At 70.4% G+C, this 17,023-nt stretch carries 16 protein-coding genes; all 16 read right to left on the bottom strand.

Translation table 11 applies throughout. The features are described from left to right. Window positions 1-55: 55 nt before the first annotated feature. The gene (nuoL, locus tag ACFYOS_RS18060; RefSeq protein ID WP_387142361.1) at window positions 56-1,981 is read right to left on the bottom strand and encodes an NADH-quinone oxidoreductase subunit L; all 1,926 of its coding nucleotides are present in this window, start codon (window positions 1,979-1,981) and stop codon (window positions 56-58) included. Between the two features lie 10 nt (window positions 1,982-1,991). Next, entirely contained in the window at window positions 1,992-2,309 is a 318-nt protein-coding gene (nuoK, locus tag ACFYOS_RS18055; protein ID WP_091668688.1) for an NADH-quinone oxidoreductase subunit NuoK, read from the bottom strand. Then, window positions 2,306-3,079 carry an NADH-quinone oxidoreductase subunit J gene (locus tag ACFYOS_RS18050; RefSeq protein ID WP_387142358.1) on the bottom strand — a complete coding sequence of 258 codons (774 nt, stop codon included), beginning with the start codon at window positions 3,077-3,079 and terminating at the stop codon, window positions 2,306-2,308. The genes nuoK and ACFYOS_RS18050 overlap by 4 nt, the downstream gene beginning before the upstream one ends. Next, a complete protein-coding gene (gene nuoI, locus ACFYOS_RS18045) occupies window positions 3,076-3,717 on the bottom strand; it encodes an NADH-quinone oxidoreductase subunit NuoI (RefSeq protein WP_387142355.1) in 642 nt (213 codons plus the stop codon). Before nuoI ends, ACFYOS_RS18050 begins: the two co-directional genes overlap by 4 nt. A 1-nt stretch (window position 3,718) precedes the next feature. After that, a complete protein-coding gene (nuoH, locus tag ACFYOS_RS18040) occupies window positions 3,719-5,071 on the bottom strand; it encodes an NADH-quinone oxidoreductase subunit NuoH (protein WP_387142353.1) in 1,353 nt (450 codons plus the stop codon). A gap of 61 nt (window positions 5,072-5,132) precedes the next feature. Further along, window positions 5,133-7,613 carry an NADH-quinone oxidoreductase subunit G gene (locus ACFYOS_RS18035; protein ID WP_387142350.1) on the bottom strand — a complete coding sequence of 827 codons (2,481 nt, stop codon included), beginning with the start codon at window positions 7,611-7,613 and terminating at the stop codon, window positions 5,133-5,135. After that, a complete protein-coding gene (nuoF, locus tag ACFYOS_RS18030; RefSeq protein WP_387142347.1) occupies window positions 7,613-8,944 on the bottom strand; it encodes an NADH-quinone oxidoreductase subunit NuoF in 1,332 nt (443 codons plus the stop codon). The genes ACFYOS_RS18035 and nuoF overlap by 1 nt, the downstream gene beginning before the upstream one ends. Then, window positions 8,941-9,822, bottom strand: a complete 882-nt coding sequence (nuoE, locus tag ACFYOS_RS18025; protein ID WP_387142344.1) for an NADH-quinone oxidoreductase subunit NuoE — start codon at window positions 9,820-9,822, stop codon at window positions 8,941-8,943. Before nuoE ends, nuoF begins: the two co-directional genes overlap by 4 nt. Beyond that, on the bottom strand, window positions 9,819-11,147 hold the full coding sequence (locus tag ACFYOS_RS18020; protein ID WP_387142341.1) for an NADH-quinone oxidoreductase subunit D: 1,329 nt from the start codon (window positions 11,145-11,147) through the stop codon (window positions 9,819-9,821). Before ACFYOS_RS18020 ends, nuoE begins: the two co-directional genes overlap by 4 nt. Next, the gene (locus ACFYOS_RS18015) at window positions 11,144-11,878 is read right to left on the bottom strand and encodes an NADH-quinone oxidoreductase subunit C (protein ID WP_387142338.1); all 735 of its coding nucleotides are present in this window, start codon (window positions 11,876-11,878) and stop codon (window positions 11,144-11,146) included. The genes ACFYOS_RS18020 and ACFYOS_RS18015 overlap by 4 nt, the downstream gene beginning before the upstream one ends. 55 nt (window positions 11,879-11,933) lie before the next feature. Further along, complete coding sequence (locus tag ACFYOS_RS18010) at window positions 11,934-12,611, bottom strand: NuoB/complex I 20 kDa subunit family protein (RefSeq protein WP_387142335.1); 678 nt, start codon at window positions 12,609-12,611, stop codon at window positions 11,934-11,936. Between the two features lie 13 nt (window positions 12,612-12,624). Next, the gene (locus ACFYOS_RS18005; RefSeq protein ID WP_355638086.1) at window positions 12,625-12,990 is read right to left on the bottom strand and encodes an NADH-quinone oxidoreductase subunit A; all 366 of its coding nucleotides are present in this window, start codon (window positions 12,988-12,990) and stop codon (window positions 12,625-12,627) included. Window positions 12,991-13,122: 132 nt separating this feature from the next. Beyond that, the gene (locus ACFYOS_RS18000) at window positions 13,123-14,397 is read right to left on the bottom strand and encodes a geranylgeranyl reductase family protein (protein ID WP_387142332.1); all 1,275 of its coding nucleotides are present in this window, start codon (window positions 14,395-14,397) and stop codon (window positions 13,123-13,125) included. A 135-nt stretch (window positions 14,398-14,532) separates the two neighbouring features. Then, on the bottom strand, window positions 14,533-14,751 hold the full coding sequence (locus ACFYOS_RS17995; protein ID WP_387142329.1) for a hypothetical protein: 219 nt from the start codon (window positions 14,749-14,751) through the stop codon (window positions 14,533-14,535). Between the two features lie 83 nt (window positions 14,752-14,834). Further along, window positions 14,835-15,545 (bottom strand): demethylmenaquinone methyltransferase, encoded by a 711-nt coding sequence (locus ACFYOS_RS17990; protein ID WP_387142326.1) that lies wholly within the window; start codon window positions 15,543-15,545, stop codon window positions 14,835-14,837. Between the two features lie 201 nt (window positions 15,546-15,746). Beyond that, a complete protein-coding gene (locus tag ACFYOS_RS17985) occupies window positions 15,747-16,958 on the bottom strand; it encodes a cell wall anchor protein (protein WP_387142323.1) in 1,212 nt (403 codons plus the stop codon). Window positions 16,959-17,023 lie beyond the last annotated feature (65 nt).

Below are 17,023 nucleotides of genomic sequence, written 5' to 3'. Positions count from 1 at the left end.
TTACCTCCGTCGTGACTGCGTGGCCCGCCGGCGGGGGCGGCCGCGTTCAGGTCGATCACGCCAGCCACCCCGCCTGCACCGCCAGGAACGCCGCCAGCACGAGCAGCGCGCCGGTGAGGATCGAGGTCGCGTACGACCGCACGAAACCGGTCTGCAGCCGCCGGAGCCGGCCGGAGCCCCCGCCCACCGCGGCGGCAAGGCCGTTGACCAGCCCGTCGACGCCCCGGTTGTCGAGGAAGACCAGCGCCCGGGTGAGGAAGATGCCCGGCTTCTCGAAGACCGCCTCGTTGACGGCGTCCGTGTAGAGGTTCTTGCGGGCGGCGGTGACCAGCACGCCGGCCGGCTGCGGCTCGGTGGCCGTGCCGTTGCGGAACAGCGTCCAGGCCAGCCCGGCGCCCAGCACGGTGACCACCAGCGAGAGCACGGTGATCAGCCAGTGCGCGAGAACGGGCTCGTGCTCCGCGTGCTCGCCGCCCAGGCCGGCGGTGGCGGTCAGCCAGTCCGGCACCGAACTCTTCATCAGGAAGCCGGCCGCGATCGAGCCGATCGCCAGCAGGATCAGCGGGACGGTCATCAGCCTCGGCGACTCGTGCGGGTGCTCGATGTCCTCGGTCCACCGCTTCGGGCCGTGGAAGGTGAGCACGAAGAGCCGGGTCATGTAGAAGGCGGTGAGCCCGGCGCCGAGCAGCGCGGCGCCACCGAACAGCCAGGACGTCCAGTCCCCCCGCTCGAACGCGGTCGCGATGATCGGCTCCTTGGAGAAGTAGCCGGACAGCGGCGGGATGCCGATGATGGCCAGCCAGCCCGTCATGAAGGTCAGCCAGGTGACCTTCATGTACTTCGACAGGCTGCCGAAGCGGCGGATGTCCACCTGGTCGTTCATGCCGTGCATGACCGAGCCGGCGCCGAGGAACATGTTGGCCTTGAAGAAGCCGTGCGCCAGCAGGTGCACGATGGCCAGCGCGTACGCGCCGCCGCCCAGGCCGACGCCGAGGAACATGTAGCCGATCTGGCTCACCGTGGACCAGGCCAGCACCCGCTTGATGTCGTCCTTGGCCGCGCCGATGAGGCAGCCCATCAGCAGGGTGATCGCGCCGACGCTGACCACCACGAGCTGGAGCGTCGTGTTGGCCGAGAAGATCGGGTTGGAACGGGCGATCAGGTAGACGCCCGCGGTGACCATGGTGGCCGCGTGGATGAGCGCGGAGACCGGGGTCGGGCCCTCCATCGCGTCCGGCAGCCACGCCTGGAGCGGGAACTGGCCGGACTTGCCGGTCGCGCCGAGGAGCAGCAGCAGACCGAGCACCAGGACGGTGGTCTTGCTCAGCTCACCGACGTTGCTGAACACCTGGTCGTACTGGGTGGTGCCGAGCTGGGCGAACAGTACGAAGATGCCGATGGCCAGGCCGGCGTCGCCGACCCGGTTCATCAGGAACGCCTTCTTGCCGGCGGTGGCCGCGCTCGGCCGGCCGTACCAGAAGGAGATCAGCAGGTACGACGCCAGACCGACGCCCTCCCAGCCGAAGTAGAGCATCACGTAGTTGTTGCCGAGCACCAGCAGCAGCATCGCGGCGACGAACAGGTTGAAGTACCCGAAGAACCGCCGCCGGCCCTCGTCGTGCGCCATGTACTCGACCGCGTACAGGTGGATCAGGAAGCCCACCCCGGTGATCAGCAGGACGAAGACGGCGGCCAGCGGGTCGAAGAGCAGACCGAAGTCCACCTTGAGGTCGCCGGTCGCGATGAACTGCCAGAGGCTCAGCTGGACCTGCTTGTTCGCCAGGCCGCGGAGCTGGAAGAAGTAGGTCAGGCCGAGCACGAAGGCGGCGCCGATGGCGCCGACCCCGAGCCAGTGGCCCCAGCGGTCGGCCCGGCGGCCGAGCAGCAGCAGGATCGCCGCGCTGACCAGCGGGATGGCCACCAGCAGCCAGACGCTGCCGAGGAGGCCACTGGCCGAAGCAAACTGCACAGTCTCTTCCACCGTAGGCCCCTCAGTACTTCAGCAGGTTGGCGTCGTCGACGCTCGCCGAGCGCCGGGTCCGGAAGATCGACATGATGATCGCGAGCCCGACCACGACCTCGGCCGCCGCGACCACCATCACGAAGAACGCCATGATCTGGCCGTTCAGGTCGCCGTTGATGCGGCTGAAGGTGACCAGCGTCAGGTTCGCCGCGTTGAGCATCAGCTCGACGCACATGAACAGGACGATCGCGTTCCGCCGGACCAGCACCCCGACCGCGCCGATGGTGAAGAGCACCGCGGCGAGGACCAGGTAGTAGGTCGGCTCGACCGAGAAGAACGAGTTCATTTCTTTTCCGTCCCCTTCAGGGAGGTCTCCTCAGCGGTCAGCTCCCGCGCCGGCAGGATCTCCGGGATGCTGCGCTCGGTCAGCCGGCCGTCGGGGAGGCGGGCCGGCGTGGCCACCGAGGTCGAGGTGGCGAAGACACCCGGGCCGGGCTTCGGGCCGGGGTAGCTGCCGGGGCGGAACCGGGCCTTCATGGTGGCGATCTGGTCCATCCGGTCCTGCTTGCGCCGCTCGACGTGTGCCAGCACCATCGCGCCGACGGCCGCCGTGATCAGCAGCGCCGAGGTCAGTTCGAAGGCGAAGACGTACTTGGTGAAGAGCAGTCGGGCGATGCCCTGCACGTTGCCCTCGGCGTTCGGCTTGTCCAAGCCGACGGCCCGGACGCCGTCGAGCGCCCGGTAGAGCCCCGTGCCGACCAGGCCGGCGAAGCCGAGGGCCAGCACGATCGCCGCCGTCCGCTGCCCGCGCAGCGTCTCGATCAGCGAGTCGGAGGCGTCCCGGCCCACCAGCATCAGCACGAACAGGAAGAGCATCATGATCGCGCCGGTGTAGACGATGATCTGCACCATGCCGATGAACGGCCCCGCCTGCAGGACGTAGAACACGCCCAGGCAGAGCATGGTCAGCACCAGCCAGAGCGCCGAGTGCACCGCGTTGCGCGCCCACACCATGCCGATCGCGCCGATCAGCGCCAGCGGGGCGAGAATCCAGAAGGTCACCGCCTCGCCGCCGCCGACCGAGGCCGCCTCGGCGAGCACCGTCTGCGTGGTCATGCCGTGTCTCCCTTGCCTGCCGCCGCCCGCTGGGCCGCCTGCTCGGCGCCGGGGAACGTCACGCCGGGGTGCTCGTCCACCTGGTACCGGCCGGGGCCCATCGGCGAGCGCTCGGCACCGGCCGAGGTGCCCGGGTTGGTCAGCCCGCCGACGTAGTAGTCCTTCTCGCTGTCACCCAGCCGCATCGGGTGCGGCGGCTGCTCCATCCCCGGCAGCAGCGGCGCGAGCAGCTGCTCCTTGGTGAAGATCAGGTCCTGCCGGTTGTCCCGGGCCAGCTCGTACTCGTTGCTCATGGTGAGCGACCGGGTCGGGCAGGCCTCGATGCAGAGCCCGCAGAAGATGCACCGGGCGTAGTTGATCTGGTAGACGCTGGCGTACCGCTCACCGGGGGAGAAGCGCTGCTCCTCGGTGTTGTCGCCACCCTCCACGTAGATCGCGTCCGCCGGGCAGGCCCAGGCGCACAGCTCGCAGCCGATGCACTTCTCCAGCCCGTCCGGGTGCCGGTTGAGGATGTGCCGCCCGTGGTAGCGCGGCGCCGAGACCGGCGGCTTGAACGGGTAGTCGGTGGTGACGACCTTCCTGAACATGTGCGAGAAGGTGACCCCGAAGCCCTTGAACGTTCCGGTGATCGCGCCCACGTCACACCTCCCTGGAGTCCGGGCCGGCGACGACGTTGGCCGGCTCCCGCTCGGCGACCACGCGCCTGGTGCGCGGGCTCGGTGGTACCTGAAGATCCATCGGCGGCAGCGGGAAGCTGCCGTGCGGCCGGCTGTTGACCTGCTCCTGAAGCGACGGCTTCGGCTCCTTCTTCTTGCTCGGCCACAGCAGCGTGGCGAGCAGCAGCACGCCCGCACCGATCGCGGTGTAGGTCAGCCGGGACTTGGTGTCGAAGTGCTCGATCGAGCGCAGCCCGCTCAGCACGAGGATCCAGACCAGGTTGATCGGCAGCAGGACCTTCCAGCCGAAGCGCATGAACTGGTCGTACCGCAGCCGGGGCAGGGTGCCCCGCAGCCAGACGAAGACGAAGACCAGGATGATCACCTTGCCGAAGAACCAGAGCATCGGCCACCAACCCGAGTTGGCGCCCGCCCACAGGGTGATCGGCCAGGGGGCCCGCCAGCCGCCGAGGAAGAGCGTGGTGGTGACCGCGGACATGGTCACCATCGAGACGTACTCGGAGAGCATGAAGAGCGCGAACTTCAGCGAGCTGTACTCGGTCATGAAGCCCGCGACCAGCTCCGACTCCGCCTCGGGCAGGTCGAACGGCGCCCGGTTGGTCTCACCGACGGTGGCGATGAAGAAGATGATGAAGCTGGGCAGCAGCAGGATCGCGTACCAGCCCGGGGCCGGGATCTCGGTGCCGAACACGGTCAGCCGGGTGGCGTCGCCCTGAGCGGCGACGATCCCGCTGGTGGACATCGTGCCGGCGGTCATGAACACCGCCACGATGCTCAGCCCCATGGCGACCTCGTACGAGATCATCTGCGCGCTGGACCGGAGACCGCCGAGCAGCGGGTAGGTCGAGCCGGAGGCCCAGCCGCCGAGCACGATGCCGTAGATGCCCATCGAGGAGCAGGCAAGGATCACCAGCACCGCCACCGACACGTCGGTGACCTGCAGCGGCGTCCAGTGGCCGAAGATGCTCACCTTCGGGCCGAACGGCACCACCGACAGCGAGGTGACCGCGCAGATCACCGAGATGGTGGGCGCGAAGAAGAAGACGACCTTGTCGGCGGTCCGCGGGAGGATGTCCTCCTTGAAGGCCATCTTCAGACCGTCGGCGAGGGTCTGCAGCAGGCCGAACGGGCCGACCTGGTTGGGGCCGGGCCGCACCTGCATGTAGCCGACGACCCGGCGCTCGAACCAGACGCCGAGCAGCGTGGCCAGCAGACCGAAGGCGAAGGCGAAGACGATCTTCACGAGGACCAGCCACCACGGGTCCTTGCCGAAGTCGGCCAGCGTCGGGTCCTGCGCCGCGAGGTAGAGGTTCACTGCGCCCGCCTTTCGTTCGCGACTGCGGGGCTCACTCGCTCCGCTCGTTCACTCCTCGCGCTCACTGGGCACTCCCGGTGTTGAGGAGCGGACCCGCACGACCGGCCACGTCCGCGGCGAGCGGGGCGGCGGAGATCTTCACGATCTCGCCGGACGTCGCGCCGAGGCTGCGCCGGACGGTCGAGCCGGGTGAGTTGGTCGGCAGCCAGACGACGCCGTCCGGCATCTCGGTGATGGCCGCCGGCAGGGTGACCGCACCGCGGTCGGTGCCCACGGTCACCGGGTCGCCGTCGGCCACGCCGAGCGCCTCGGCCGTGCCCTTGCCCAGCCGGACCACCGGCGGGCGGGCGGTGCCGCCGAGGTGCTCGTCGCCGTCGGTGAGGCTGCCCAGGTCGATCAGCTGGTGCCAGGTGGCCAGCACGGCCTCGCCGGACCCGGGCTGCTGGACGGCGGCCGGCTCGACCGTGGGGACGGTCGGGCGATCCACCCGGGTCGGCGGCAGCGCGCCGAGCTCCCGGCGGACGCTCGGCACGTCGCCGGTGCCGAGCCGGACGTCGAGCTGCGCGGCCAGCGCGTCGAGTACCCGGCCGTCGGTCAACGCGTCGGTCTCCAGCACCGCCTCGAAGGTACGCAGCCGGCCCTCCCAGTCCAGGAAGCTGCCGGCCTTCTCGACCACCGGGGCGACCGGGAGGACCACGTCCGCCCGGCGGGCCACTGCGCTCATCCGCAGCTCCAGGCTGACCAGGAACGGCACCGCGTCCAGGGCCTGCTCGGCCAGGCGCGGGTCGGCCAGGTCGGCCGGGTCCACGCCGGCCACCACGAGGGCGCCGAGCTGACCGTTGGCGGCCGCGACGAGAATGCCGTCGGTGTCCCGCCCGGCCTGGCTCGGGATCACCCCGGCCGGGATGTCCCACGCCTCGCCCAGCTCGGCCCGGGCCGCCGGCTCGGTGACCAGGCGGCCGCCGGGGAGCAGGTTGGGCAGGCAGCCCGCGTCGACCGCACCGCGGTCGCCCGCGCGCCGCGGCACCCAGGCCAGCTTGGCACCGGTACGCCGGGCGACGTCCGCCGCGGCGGAGAGCCCGCCCGGCACCGCGCCGAGCCGCTCGCCGACGATCAGGATCGCCCCCGGCTGGCTCAGCGCCTCGGCCACCGTGGCGTGCTCGGCCAGCACGCTGGCCTCCTCGCCCGGCACCACTCGGGCCAGCTTGGCCCCGAGCTTCTCCAGGCCGCGGGTCGCGAACGGCGCGATCGCGTACACCGTGAGCGTCTTCTTCAGGTACGCCTTGCGCAGCCGCAGGAAGAGGATCGGGCACTCCTCCTCCGGCTCCAGGCCGACCAGCACCACCGCGGGCGCGTTCTCCACGTCCGCGTACGTCACGTCGGTGACCCCGGCGACGGTGCTGGCCAGGAAGTCGGCCTCCTCGCGGGAGACCGGGCGGGCCCGGAAGTCGATGTCGTTGGTGTGCAGCGCGACCCGGGCGAACTTGGCGTACGCGTAGGCGTCCTCGACGGTGAGCCGACCGCCGGTCAGCACCGCCGAGCCCGGCCCGCCGTCGCGGGCAGCCCGCAGCCCTTCGGCGGCCCGGGTCAGCGCCTCGCTCCAGGACGCCTCCCGCAGCTCACCGGTCTTCTCGTCGCGCACCAGCGGGGTGGTGAGCCGGTCGAACGCCCGGGCGTACTGGAAGCCCCACCGGCCCTTGTCGCAGTTCCACTCCTCGTTCACCGCCGGGTCGTCGCCGGCCAGCCGGCGCTGCACCTTGCCGCGCCGCCAGTCGGTGCGCTGGGCGCAGCCGGCCGAGCAGTGCTCGCAGACGCTCGGGGTGGAGACCAGGTCGAACGGGCGGGCCCGGAACCGGTACTGCGCGCCGGTCAGCGCGCCCACCGGGCAGATCTGCACCGTGTTCCCGGAGAAGTACGAGTTGAACGGCACGTCACCCGCGTCGCCCTCATCGCCGTACGCGTCGTCCCGGTAGATGTTGATCTCCTCGGCGGACGACCGGCCCATCAGGTCGATGAACTTGTCACCGGCGATCTCCTCGGAGAACCGGGTGCAGCGCTGGCAGAGCACGCAGCGCTCGCGGTCGAGCAGCACCTGGGTGCTGATCGGCAGCGGCTTCGGGTACTCCCGCTTGTGCTCGTGGAACCGCGAGTCGGTCCGGCCGGTCGACATCGCCTGGTTCTGCAGCGGGCACTCGCCGCCCTTGTCGCACATCGGGCAGTCCAGGGGGTGGTTGAGGAGCAGCAGCTCCATCACCCCCTCCTGCGCCTTCTTCGCCACCGGCGAGGTGAGCTGGGTCCGCACCACCATGCCGTCGGCGACCGTCTGCGTGCAGGAGGCGACCGGCTTGCGCTGGCCCTCCACCTCCACCAGACACTGCCGGCAGGCGCCGGCCGGGGCCAGCAGCGGGTGGTCGCAGAACCGCGGGATCTCGGTGCCCAACTGCTCGGCGACCCGGATCAGCAGCGCCCCCTTGGGCGCGGTGACCTGGACGCCGTCGATGGTGAGCGTGACGGTCTCGGTCTGCTTGGCTACGTCGGTCATCAGTGCGCTCCCACCAGCTGCTTGTCCGACAGCTTCGGTGCGGTACGTCCCTCGATGTAGTCGAGGTAGTCCTGCTTGAAGTACTTCAGCGACGAGGTCACCGAGCTGGTCGCACCGTCACCCAGACCGCAGAACGAGCGGCCGAGGATGTTGTCGCAGGTGTCGAGCAGGGTGTCCAGGTCCTCATGGGTGCCCTGGCCGGCGAGGATCCGCCGGTAGACCCGGACCATCCAGTAGTTGCCCTCACGGCACGGGGTGCACTTGCCGCACGACTCGTGGTGGTAGAACTCCAGCCACCGGTAGGTCGCGTACACCGGGCAGTCCTGGTCGGAGAAGATCTGCGTGGCCGTGGTACCCAGGATCGAGCCGGCCGCCGCCACCCCCTCGAAGTCCAGCGGCACGTCGAGGTGCTCGGCGGTGAGCAGCGGGGTCGACGACCCGCCCGGGGTCCAGAACCTCAGGTTGTGCCCGGGCTGCATGCCGCCGGCCAGCTCGATCAGCTCGCGCAGGGTGATCCCCATCGAGCACTCGTACTGGCCCGGGTTGGCGATCCGGCCGGAGAGCGAGTAGATCATCGGGCCGGACGACTTCTCCGTCCCCATGGTCTTCCACCAGTCCGCGCCGCCGAGCACGATGTACGGCACGCTGGCGATGGTGCCGACGTTGTTGACCACGGTCGGGCTGGCGTACAGGCCGTGGGTGGCCGGGAACGGCGGGCGGAGCCGGGGCTGGCCCCGGAAGCCCTCCAGCGAGTCCAGCAGCGCCGTCTCCTCGCCGCAGATGTACGCCCCGGCGCCGGAGTGCACCACCAGCTCCAGGTCGAACCCGCTGCCGAGGACGTTCCGGCCCAGGTAGCCCCGGGCGTACGCCTCCTGGACGGCGTTGCGCAGCCGCCGGGCGGCGTGCACGGCCTCGCCGCGGATGTAGATGTACGCGCGGTTGGCCCGGATCGCGTACGACGCGATGATCACGCCCTCGACCAGCGAGTGCGGGTCGTGGGTCATCAGCGGCAGGTCCTTGCAGGTGCCCGGCTCGCCCTCGTCGGCGTTCACCACCAGATAATGAGGTCTTGCCGGCGGCTTTCCGTTTGGCTCCTGCGGGATGAAGCCCCACTTGAGACCGGTCGGGAAGCCCGCGCCGCCACGACCGCGCAGCCCGGAGTCCTTGATCAGCTGGATCAGGTCGTCCGGGTGGGCCTTGAGCGCCTTGCGCAGGGCGGCATAGCCGTCCAGCTTCTCGTAGGTGCCGATCCGCCAGGCGTCCGGCGACAGCCACCGCTTGGTCAGCACCGGCGTCAGCTTGGCCAGCGTCTCCGGCCGAGGAGTGGTCACTTCTGGACCCCCGTTTCGCTCGCGACCGCCGGGCCCGCGCCGTTGGCGCCCGCCCCGGCCTCCGCTTCCTTGAGGTTGCGCTGCTGCGCCCCGGCGTTGTCGCCAGCCGGCTTGCGGTCAGCGGCCGGCGGGTTGGCCGCCGCACCGGCCGCCTGGGCGGCCTTGGCGTGCTCGGCGGCCTTGTCGGCCTCGGCCTTGCTGCGGATCGGGGTGTGCGGGTCGAAGCCCGGCACCGAGATGCCGTGCTGCTCGGCCAGCCGCAGGCCGCGCAGGCTCGGCACGCCCGGCCCGCCGTCGGCGACGGCGCCCTCGCGCTCGTCGGCGAAGCCGGCGAGCTGGACGGCCATCTCCTTCAGCGTGCAGAGCCGGGCACCCCGGGTCGGCATCGGCCGGCCACCGGCGCGCAGGTCGTCGACCACGCCCACCGCGCCCTGCGGGTCGACGTTGTCGAAGAAGTCGTAGTTGACCGTCATCACCGGGCCGTAGTCGCACGCCGCCAGGCACTCGGCGTGCTCCAGGGTGATCTTCCCGTCCTCGGTGGTCTCGTCGTGCCCGACGCCGAGGTGCTCGGCCAGGGTGTCGTAGACCTCCTGACCACCCAGCACGTTGCACATGGTGTTGGTGCAGACGCTGACCAGGTAGTCACCGGTGGGCTTGCGCTTGTACATGGTGTAGAAGGTGGCCACCGCGCCGACCTGGGCCTTGTTCAGGCCGAGCACCTCGGCGCAGAACTCGACGCCGGCCGGGGAGACGTACCCCTCCTCGGACTGGACCAGGTGCAGCAGCGGCAGCAGCGCCGAGCGGGACCGGTCGGCCGGGTACCGGGCGATGATCTCCCGCGCCCGGGCCCGGGTCTCTTCGGTGAAAGTCGTCGTCATCGGTCACAACCACCCATCACGGGGTCCAGCGAGGCGCCACCGGCGATCACGTCGGCGATCAGGCCGCCCTCGGCCATCGCCGGGAGCGCCTGGAGGTTGACGAAGCTCGGCTCCCGGTAGTGCACCCGGTAGGGCCGGGTGCCGCCGTCGGAGACGGCGTGCACGCCCAGCTCGCCGCGGGGCGACTCGATGCCGACGTACACCTGGCCCGGCGGGACCCGGAAACCCTCGGTGACGAGCTTGAAGTGGTGGATCAGCGACTCCATCGACTGACCCATGATCTTGGCGACGTGCTCCAGCGAGTTGCCCATGCCGTCGACGCCGATGGCGAGCTGCGCCGGCCAGGCGATCTTCTTGTCGGCCACCATCACCGGGCCCGGCTTGGCCAGCCGGTCCAGCGCCTGCTCGACCAGCTTCAGCGACTCGCGGATCTCGGCGAGCCGGACCTGGTAGCGGCCCCAGACGTCGCCGTCCGGGTGGGTCGGGACGTCGAACTCGTACGTCTCGTAGCCGCAGTACGGCATGGTCTTGCGCAGGTCCCAGGCGAGACCGGCGGAGCGCAGGACCGGGCCGGTGACGCCGAGCGCCAGGCAGGCGGTCGCGTCGAGCACCGCGACGTGCTTGGTGCGCTCGACCCAGATCGGCTGACCGGAGAGGAGGTCCTCGTACTCCTTGAGCTTTTTCGGCATCATCTTGAGGAAGTTCCGGATCTTGACGATCGCGTCGTCCAGCACGTCCTGCGCCACCCCGCCCGGCCGCACGTACGCGTGGTTCATGCGCAGGCCGGTGATGGTCTCGAAGATGTCGAGGATGTACTCCCGCTCGCGGAAGCCGTACAGCATGATCGAGATCGCGCCCAGCTCCATGCCGGTGGTGGCCAGCCAGACCAGGTGCGAGGAGATCCGGTTGAGCTCCATCATCAGCACCCGGATGGTGGTGGCCCGCTCGGTGATCTCGTCGGTGATGCCGAGCAGCTTCTCCACCGCCAGCGCGTACGCCGTCTCGTTGAACAGCGGGGAGAGGTAGTCCATCCGGGTCACGAAGGTCGAGCCCTGAACCCAGTTGCGGTATTCGAGGTTCTTCTCGATGCCGGTGTGCAGGTAGCCGATGACCGAGCGCGCCTCGCGGACCGTCTCACCCTCCAGCTCGAGGACGAGCCGGAGCACGCCGTGCGTGGACGGGTGCTGCGGGCCCATGTTCACGACGATCCGCTCGTCGTTGATCGGGTCGGTACCGGAGACGACCTGGTCCCAGTCCCCACCGGTGACGGTGAAGACCTTGCCCTCGGCGGTCTCGCGCTCGGTCGCGTAGTTCGACGTCGTCACTGGTACGACCTCCGCTTGTCCGGCGGCGGGATCTCCGCGCCCTTGTACTCGACGGGCACGCCGCCGAGGGGGTAGTCCTTGCGCTGCGGGTGCCCCTCCCAGTCGTCCGGCATGAGGATCCGGGTCAGGTTGGGGTGGCCGTCGAAGACGATGCCGAACATGTCGTACGTCTCCCGCTCCTGCCAGTCGGCGGTCGGGTAGACGCTGGTGACGCTCGGCAGGTGCGGGTCCTCGGTGGAGACGGCGGCCTCCAGCCGGACCCGACGCCGGTAGGTCATCGAGGTGAGCTGGTAGACGACGTGCAGCCGACGCTCGTCCGCGCCCAGGTAGTCCACACCGGACACCGAGGAGCAGAGCTCGAAGCGCAGCGCCAGGTCGTCGCGCATCACCTGGCAGACCTCGGCGATCCGCTCCGGGCGCACGTGCAGGGTCAGCTCGCCCCGATCGACCACGACCTTCTCGATCGCGTCACCGAACCCGGGGTACGCCTCCTCCAGCGCGTCCCGGACCTCGTCGAAGTAGCCGCCGTACGGCCGAGGGCTCTCCTCGATCGGCTTGCGCGGGCGGACCAGGCCGCCGAAGCCGGAGACGTCGCCGCTGCCGTGCACGCCGAACATGCCACGGCCGGCCGGGCTGGCCGGCGGGTACTCGGCCGGCGCACCGCTGGTGGCCCCGGCCGGGGCCACCGGGACCGGTACGCCCCCGTTGGTGTTGTCGTTCGGTGCGGTCACCGCGCCTGCCCTCCGTTCGCGACTGCGGGGCTCCGCTTCGCTGCACTCCTCGCGCTCACTTCGGCCCCCGCTGCGACTGGAGGTGGTTCTGCGCGTTCATCCAGTTCTCGATCCGCAACTGCTCCTCGCGGCCTTCGCGGACCGCCTTGGTCCACTCGGCGCGCCGGGCCTTGTCGTTGCGGTACGACGACGGCATCGAGCCGTACGGCACCACGGGCACGTCACCGCGCTCCGTGCGGGCCTCCAGCATCTTGCGGCCGTTCGGGCCCAGCGGCTCGTACATGATCTTCTCGCGGAGCTTGAGGATCGCGTCGATGAGCATCTCGGGCCGGGGCGGGCAGCCCGGGAGGTACATGTCGACCGGCACGACGTGGTCGACGCCCTGCACGATGGCGTAGTTGTTGAACATGCCGCCGCTGCTGGCGCAGACGCCCATGGAGAGCACCCAGCGGGGCTCGGCCATCTGGTCGTAGATCTGGCGCAGGACCGGGGCCATCTTCTGGCTGACCCGGCCGGCCACGATCATCAGGTCCGCCTGCCGGGGCGAGGCCCGGAAGACCTCCATGCCCCAACGACCCATGTCGTAGTGCGGGCCACCGGCCGCCATCATCTCGATGGCGCAGCAGGCCAGGCCGAAGGTGGCGCCCCAGACGGACGACTTCCGCGACCAGTTGACCAGCTTCTCGACGGTGGTGAGCAGGACGCCGGAGGGAAGTTTCTCCTCGATGCCCATTGCCGTACCTCCCTCAGTCCCAGTCCAGGCCGCCGCGCCGCCAGACGTAGGCGTAGGCGACGAAGACCGCGACGATGAACAGGACCATCTCCACGAAGCCGAAGATCGGCAGGGCGTCGAAGGAGACCGCCCAGGGGTAGAGGAAGATGATCTCGATGTCGAAGACGATGAAGAGCATCGCCGTCAGGTAGAACTTGACCGGGAACCGGCCGCCGCCGACCGGCTGCGGGCTCGGCTCGATGCCGCACTCGTACGCCTCGAGCTTGGCCTTGTTCAGGCGCCGGGGACCGGCGAATCGGGCAGCGGCCACGGAGAACAGCGCGAACCCCGCGGCGAGGGCGAACAGCCCGATGATGGGTGCGTAAGGAGAGAGCGTCATCGTTGTCTCCTGCTCGTCCTTCCCTGACCTCGGTGGTTGGCAAAAATCACACTATTCACGTCCCTCACGACCTCGGCCGGCGGGGGTCGATCTTTGTCGGTCCGGGGGCGACGGCGCCCCCGGACCGGTGGTCTACACGGCCGGAGCCACCTTGGTCATCGCGTTGATGACCCGGTCCATCGCGTCCCCGCCCCGGGGGTCGGTCAGGTTGGCCAGCAGCTTGAGCACGAAGCGCATCAGCATCGGGTGCGGCATGCCGTGCTTGGTGGCCAGCCGCATGACCTCCGGCCGGCCGATGAGCTTCACGAAGATCCCGCCGAGCCGGTAGTAGCCGCCGAAGCGCGCCTTCAGCTCCTGCGGGTAGGCCATCAGCGCCCGCTCCCGCTCGGCGCCGGCCGGCCGGGCGAGCGCCTGCACCGCCACCTCGGCGGCCAGCTCGCCGGACTCCATCGCGTACGCGATGCCCTCGCCGTTGAACGGGTTGACCATGCCGCCCGAGTCGCCGACCAGCAGCACCCCGCGGGTGTAGTGCGGGACCCGGTTGAAGCCCATCGGCAGCGCGGCGCCGAGGATCGGCCCCTCCGCGTTGGCCTCGTCGGTCATCCCCCAGTCCTCGGGGGTGTTGGCCAGCCAGTCGGTGAGCAGCCGGCGGTAGTTGGTCCGGCCGAAGGCGGCGGAGGAGTTGAGCACGCCCAGGCCGACGTTGACCCGGCCGTCGCCGAGGCCGAAGATCCAGCCGTAGCCGGGGAGCAGCGCGCCGCTGCCCTTGGCCCGCAACTCCAGCCACGACTCCAGGTAGTCGTCGTCGTGCTTGGCGGGCGAGCGGTAGTAGCGGCGTACCGCCACGCCGATCGGCCGGTCCTCCCGCTTGGCCAGCCCGAGGGCGAGCGGGAAGCGGCCGGACACACCGTCCGCCGCGACCACGAGCGGGGCGTGGAAGGTGGCCGGCTCCTTGTCCGGGCCCACTTCGGCCTGCACGCCGATCACCCGGTCGTCGGCGTCGAGCACCGGACCGATCACGTTCACGCCGGTCCGCAGCTTCGCCCCGGCGGCGACGGCCCGCTGGGCGAGCAGGTCGTCGAAGTCGAGCCGGGTCCGGACCAGGCCGTAGTTGGGGAAGCTGGCCAGATCGGGCCAGTCCAGTTCCAGGCGTACCCCGCCGCCGATCACCCGGAGGCCCTTGTTGTGCAGCCAGCCGGCCTCGGGCGAGGTGTCCACGCCCATCCGGATCAGCTGCCGTACGGCCCGGGGGGTGAGCCCGTCGCCGCAGACCTTCTCCCGGGGAAATTCGGTCTTCTCCAGCAGCAGCACGCGTACGCCGTGCTGCGCCAGGTGGTACGCCGTCGCCGATCCTCCGGGACCGGCGCCCACGACGATCACCTCGGCGTCGTTCTCCACCGCGGTCATCTGCGCCTCCTCCCGCATGCTCGTGAAATGCTTCACAAGCCGATCGGGTTGGAGTCTATGACCGGGGTTACACCTGTAGGCGGTGAGGGGTACCTAACTTCACAGAAACGTGCCGGTAGGAGTCGACTTCGGGCGTCACGGGTGCGCCGGAGTGGCAGGTCCGAGCCCGGCGTCGACCCGGATCGTCTCCGGCAGGTGCTCGCGCAGCGCGCCTCCGGCGGCCCGATCGAGCGCGGCCAGCACCTCGGCCACCACCTGCCGGACGTCGGCCGGGTCCGCGCCGGCCAGCTCCTTGAGCTGCGCGATGAGCTCCGCGGCGTCGTCGTCCGTGGTGGCGTGCTCTGCTCCCGTCATGGGGCAGAGCGTACGGGGCAAAGTGGAGCAAAAACGGATATTCACGAAAGAGGCTGGTTTAGCCGGTCCAGCCCGGCCCGACCTCAGTCCCGGACCGCGCGGTGCAGCGCGACGACGCCGCCGGTCAGGTTCCGCCACGCCACCCGGCCCCAGCCGGCCGCCCCGATCCGCGCGGCGAGCGCCGCCTGGTCCGGCCAGGCCCGGATCGACTCGGCCAGGTAGACGTACGCGTCGGGGTTGCTGGAGACCGCGCGCGCCACCGCCGGCAGCGACCGCATCAGGTATGACAGGTAGACCGTGCGGAAGGCCGGGTTGACCGGGGTGCTGAACTCGCAGACCACCAGCCGGCCGCTCGGCCTGGTGACCCGGGCCAGCTCGCGCAGCGCCGCGTCGGTGTCGTTCACGTTGCGCAGCGCGAAGGAGATGGTGACCGCATCGAAGCTGGCGTCGGCGAAGGGCAGCCGCAGGGCGTCCCCGGCCAGCAGCGGCACCTGCGGACGGGTGCGCTTGCCGGCGTGCAGCATGCCCAGCGACAGGTCGGCGCCGACCGCGTACGCCCCGGAGTGGGCCAGCTCCTCGGTCGAGACACCGGTGCCCGCACCCACGTCCAGCACCCGCTCGCCCGGGCGCAGCCCGAGCGCCGCCCGGGTGGCCCGCCGCCACAACCGGTCCTGACCGAAGGAGAGGACGGTGTTGGTCAGGTCGTAGCGGGCCGCCACGCCGTCGAACATCGCGGCTACCTCGTGCGGCTGCTTGTCCAGGCTGGCGCGCTGGCCCTGAGGAGTACGGCTCACCCCTCCACTCTGCCAGCCGGCCGCCGCCCGCTTCTCCCCGGGTACGCCGGCGTGCCGACGACGGTCAGCCCGCCGGCGGCGAGCAGGACCAGGCACGTCCACAGCGGAACGGGAGACAGCAGGGGCGGGATGGTTGGACCATCCCGCCCCTGCTGCCGTGCGTTATGTGAACGGCCCTCCCGGGCCGATGGAGGACGACCGTCAGGCGGTCGGCTTCTCGTCGCCCGGGGTCACCAGGACCACCCGGCGCCGGCGGGCGACCAGGAACATCGCCCCACCCGCGGCGAGCACCGCCACGCCGACGCCGCCGATCAGACCGGCCTTGGCGCCGGTCACCGGCAGGCCACCCTCGTCGCTGCCGCCCCCGCCACCGCCGGTGCCGCCCTTGGCGGCCACGACCACGGCGTAGCCGTCGGTGTTGTCGCTGCCGTCCACATCGGGAGCCTCGACCGGGGTCATGTTGTCGGGCGCGTTCTTGATCTCGGTCGACTGGGCCTTGAGACCCGGGGCCGGCAGGAGCGGCGTGACCTCGACGGTGCCGCCGGTCAGAGCGCCGGCCTTGACGTCCTTGCTCACCGAGAGCAGGTGGAAGAACGCACCGCCCGGCGTCTCGTCCTCGTTCTTCGGCTCCTGCGTGAGCGGGATGAACGGCAGGTTCGGGTAGGTGCAGACCAGCGAGGCCTTGTCCGCGGCGTACTCGCACTCGTCCTCGGTCTCGGTGAAGGTCACGCCCGTGGGCAGCTTGACCGAGACCTTGAAGCCGGCGGTGGTGACGTCGCCCTGGTTCCAGACCGTGTAGATGAGCTGCGCGGTGTCGCCCGCGTGCAGGTCACCGGCGAGCTGGATCTTGCCGTTCTTGACCGTGACGGCGTTCTTCACGTCGTCGGCCAGCACGGCCAGGTCCGGACCGCTCTCCTTGGAGAAGTCCACATTGACGGTCTTGGTGTTGTTGTCCGCGGTGGTGTCGTCCTTGGAGATCAAGGTGACGGTCAGCGGGATGGTGACGGCCTGCTCCAGCTTCTGCTCCGCCTTGAGGACCAGCAGCGGCAGGTCCGTGGTCTCGCCCGGGCCCGGCAGGCCCTCGCTCGTGGCGTGACAGGTGAAGACGGTCGGCTTCGTGTCGTTGTCGACATCGCAGTCGGCGTCCGGGAAGACGGCGAACTGGTCGAAGTCGACCTTGGAGACGTCGATCTTGAGGGCCAGCTCGGACGGGGTGTTCTCGCCCTTGTTGGTCACCTTGGCGTAGGCAAGCTTGCCGGCGGCGCCGTCGGCGACCTTGGTGCCCACCACGTCGAGCGACAGGTCGGTCTCGGTGCCTGCGGCGTGGGCCGGCGCACCGAAGATGGTGAACGCGCCGGAGGCGAGCAGCGCGGCGGCGCCGAGCCGTACCAGCGGTCGGTTTCGGAAGATCATGACGGGAATCCCCCCGCGGGATGGGATGGGAAAGGTGACGAGCGGGCACGTTAGCGGCCCACGAT

The organism is Micromonospora sp. NPDC005806 (assembly GCF_042871425.1).
In the GTDB taxonomy this organism is placed as follows: domain Bacteria; phylum Actinomycetota; class Actinomycetes; order Mycobacteriales; family Micromonosporaceae; genus Micromonospora.
This window is presented reverse-complemented; position numbering and strand designations above follow the sequence as displayed.

Bases quoted from the DNA above. Each gene is read 5' to 3' on its own strand.
- ACFYOS_RS18050 (WP_387142358.1), bottom strand. From the start codon at position 3,079: ATGACCACGCAGACGGTGCTCGCCGAGGCGGCCTCGGTCGGCGGCGGC.
- nuoK (WP_091668688.1), bottom strand. From the start codon at position 2,309: ATGAACTCGTTCTTCTCGGTCGAGCCGACCTACTACCTGGTCCTCGCC.
- ACFYOS_RS18035 (WP_387142350.1), bottom strand. From the start codon at position 7,613: ATGACCGACGTAGCCAAGCAGACCGAGACCGTCACGCTCACCATCGAC.
- ACFYOS_RS18010 (WP_387142335.1), bottom strand. From the start codon at position 12,611: ATGGGCATCGAGGAGAAACTTCCCTCCGGCGTCCTGCTCACCACCGTC.
- ACFYOS_RS17985 (WP_387142323.1), bottom strand. From the start codon at position 16,958: ATGATCTTCCGAAACCGACCGCTGGTACGGCTCGGCGCCGCCGCGCTG.
- ACFYOS_RS17995 (WP_387142329.1), bottom strand. From the start codon at position 14,751: ATGACGGGAGCAGAGCACGCCACCACGGACGACGACGCCGCGGAGCTC.
- ACFYOS_RS18000 (WP_387142332.1), bottom strand. From the start codon at position 14,397: ATGACCGCGGTGGAGAACGACGCCGAGGTGATCGTCGTGGGCGCCGGT.
- ACFYOS_RS18005 (WP_355638086.1), bottom strand. From the start codon at position 12,990: ATGACGCTCTCTCCTTACGCACCCATCATCGGGCTGTTCGCCCTCGCC.
- nuoE (WP_387142344.1), bottom strand. From the start codon at position 9,822: ATGACGACGACTTTCACCGAAGAGACCCGGGCCCGGGCGCGGGAGATC.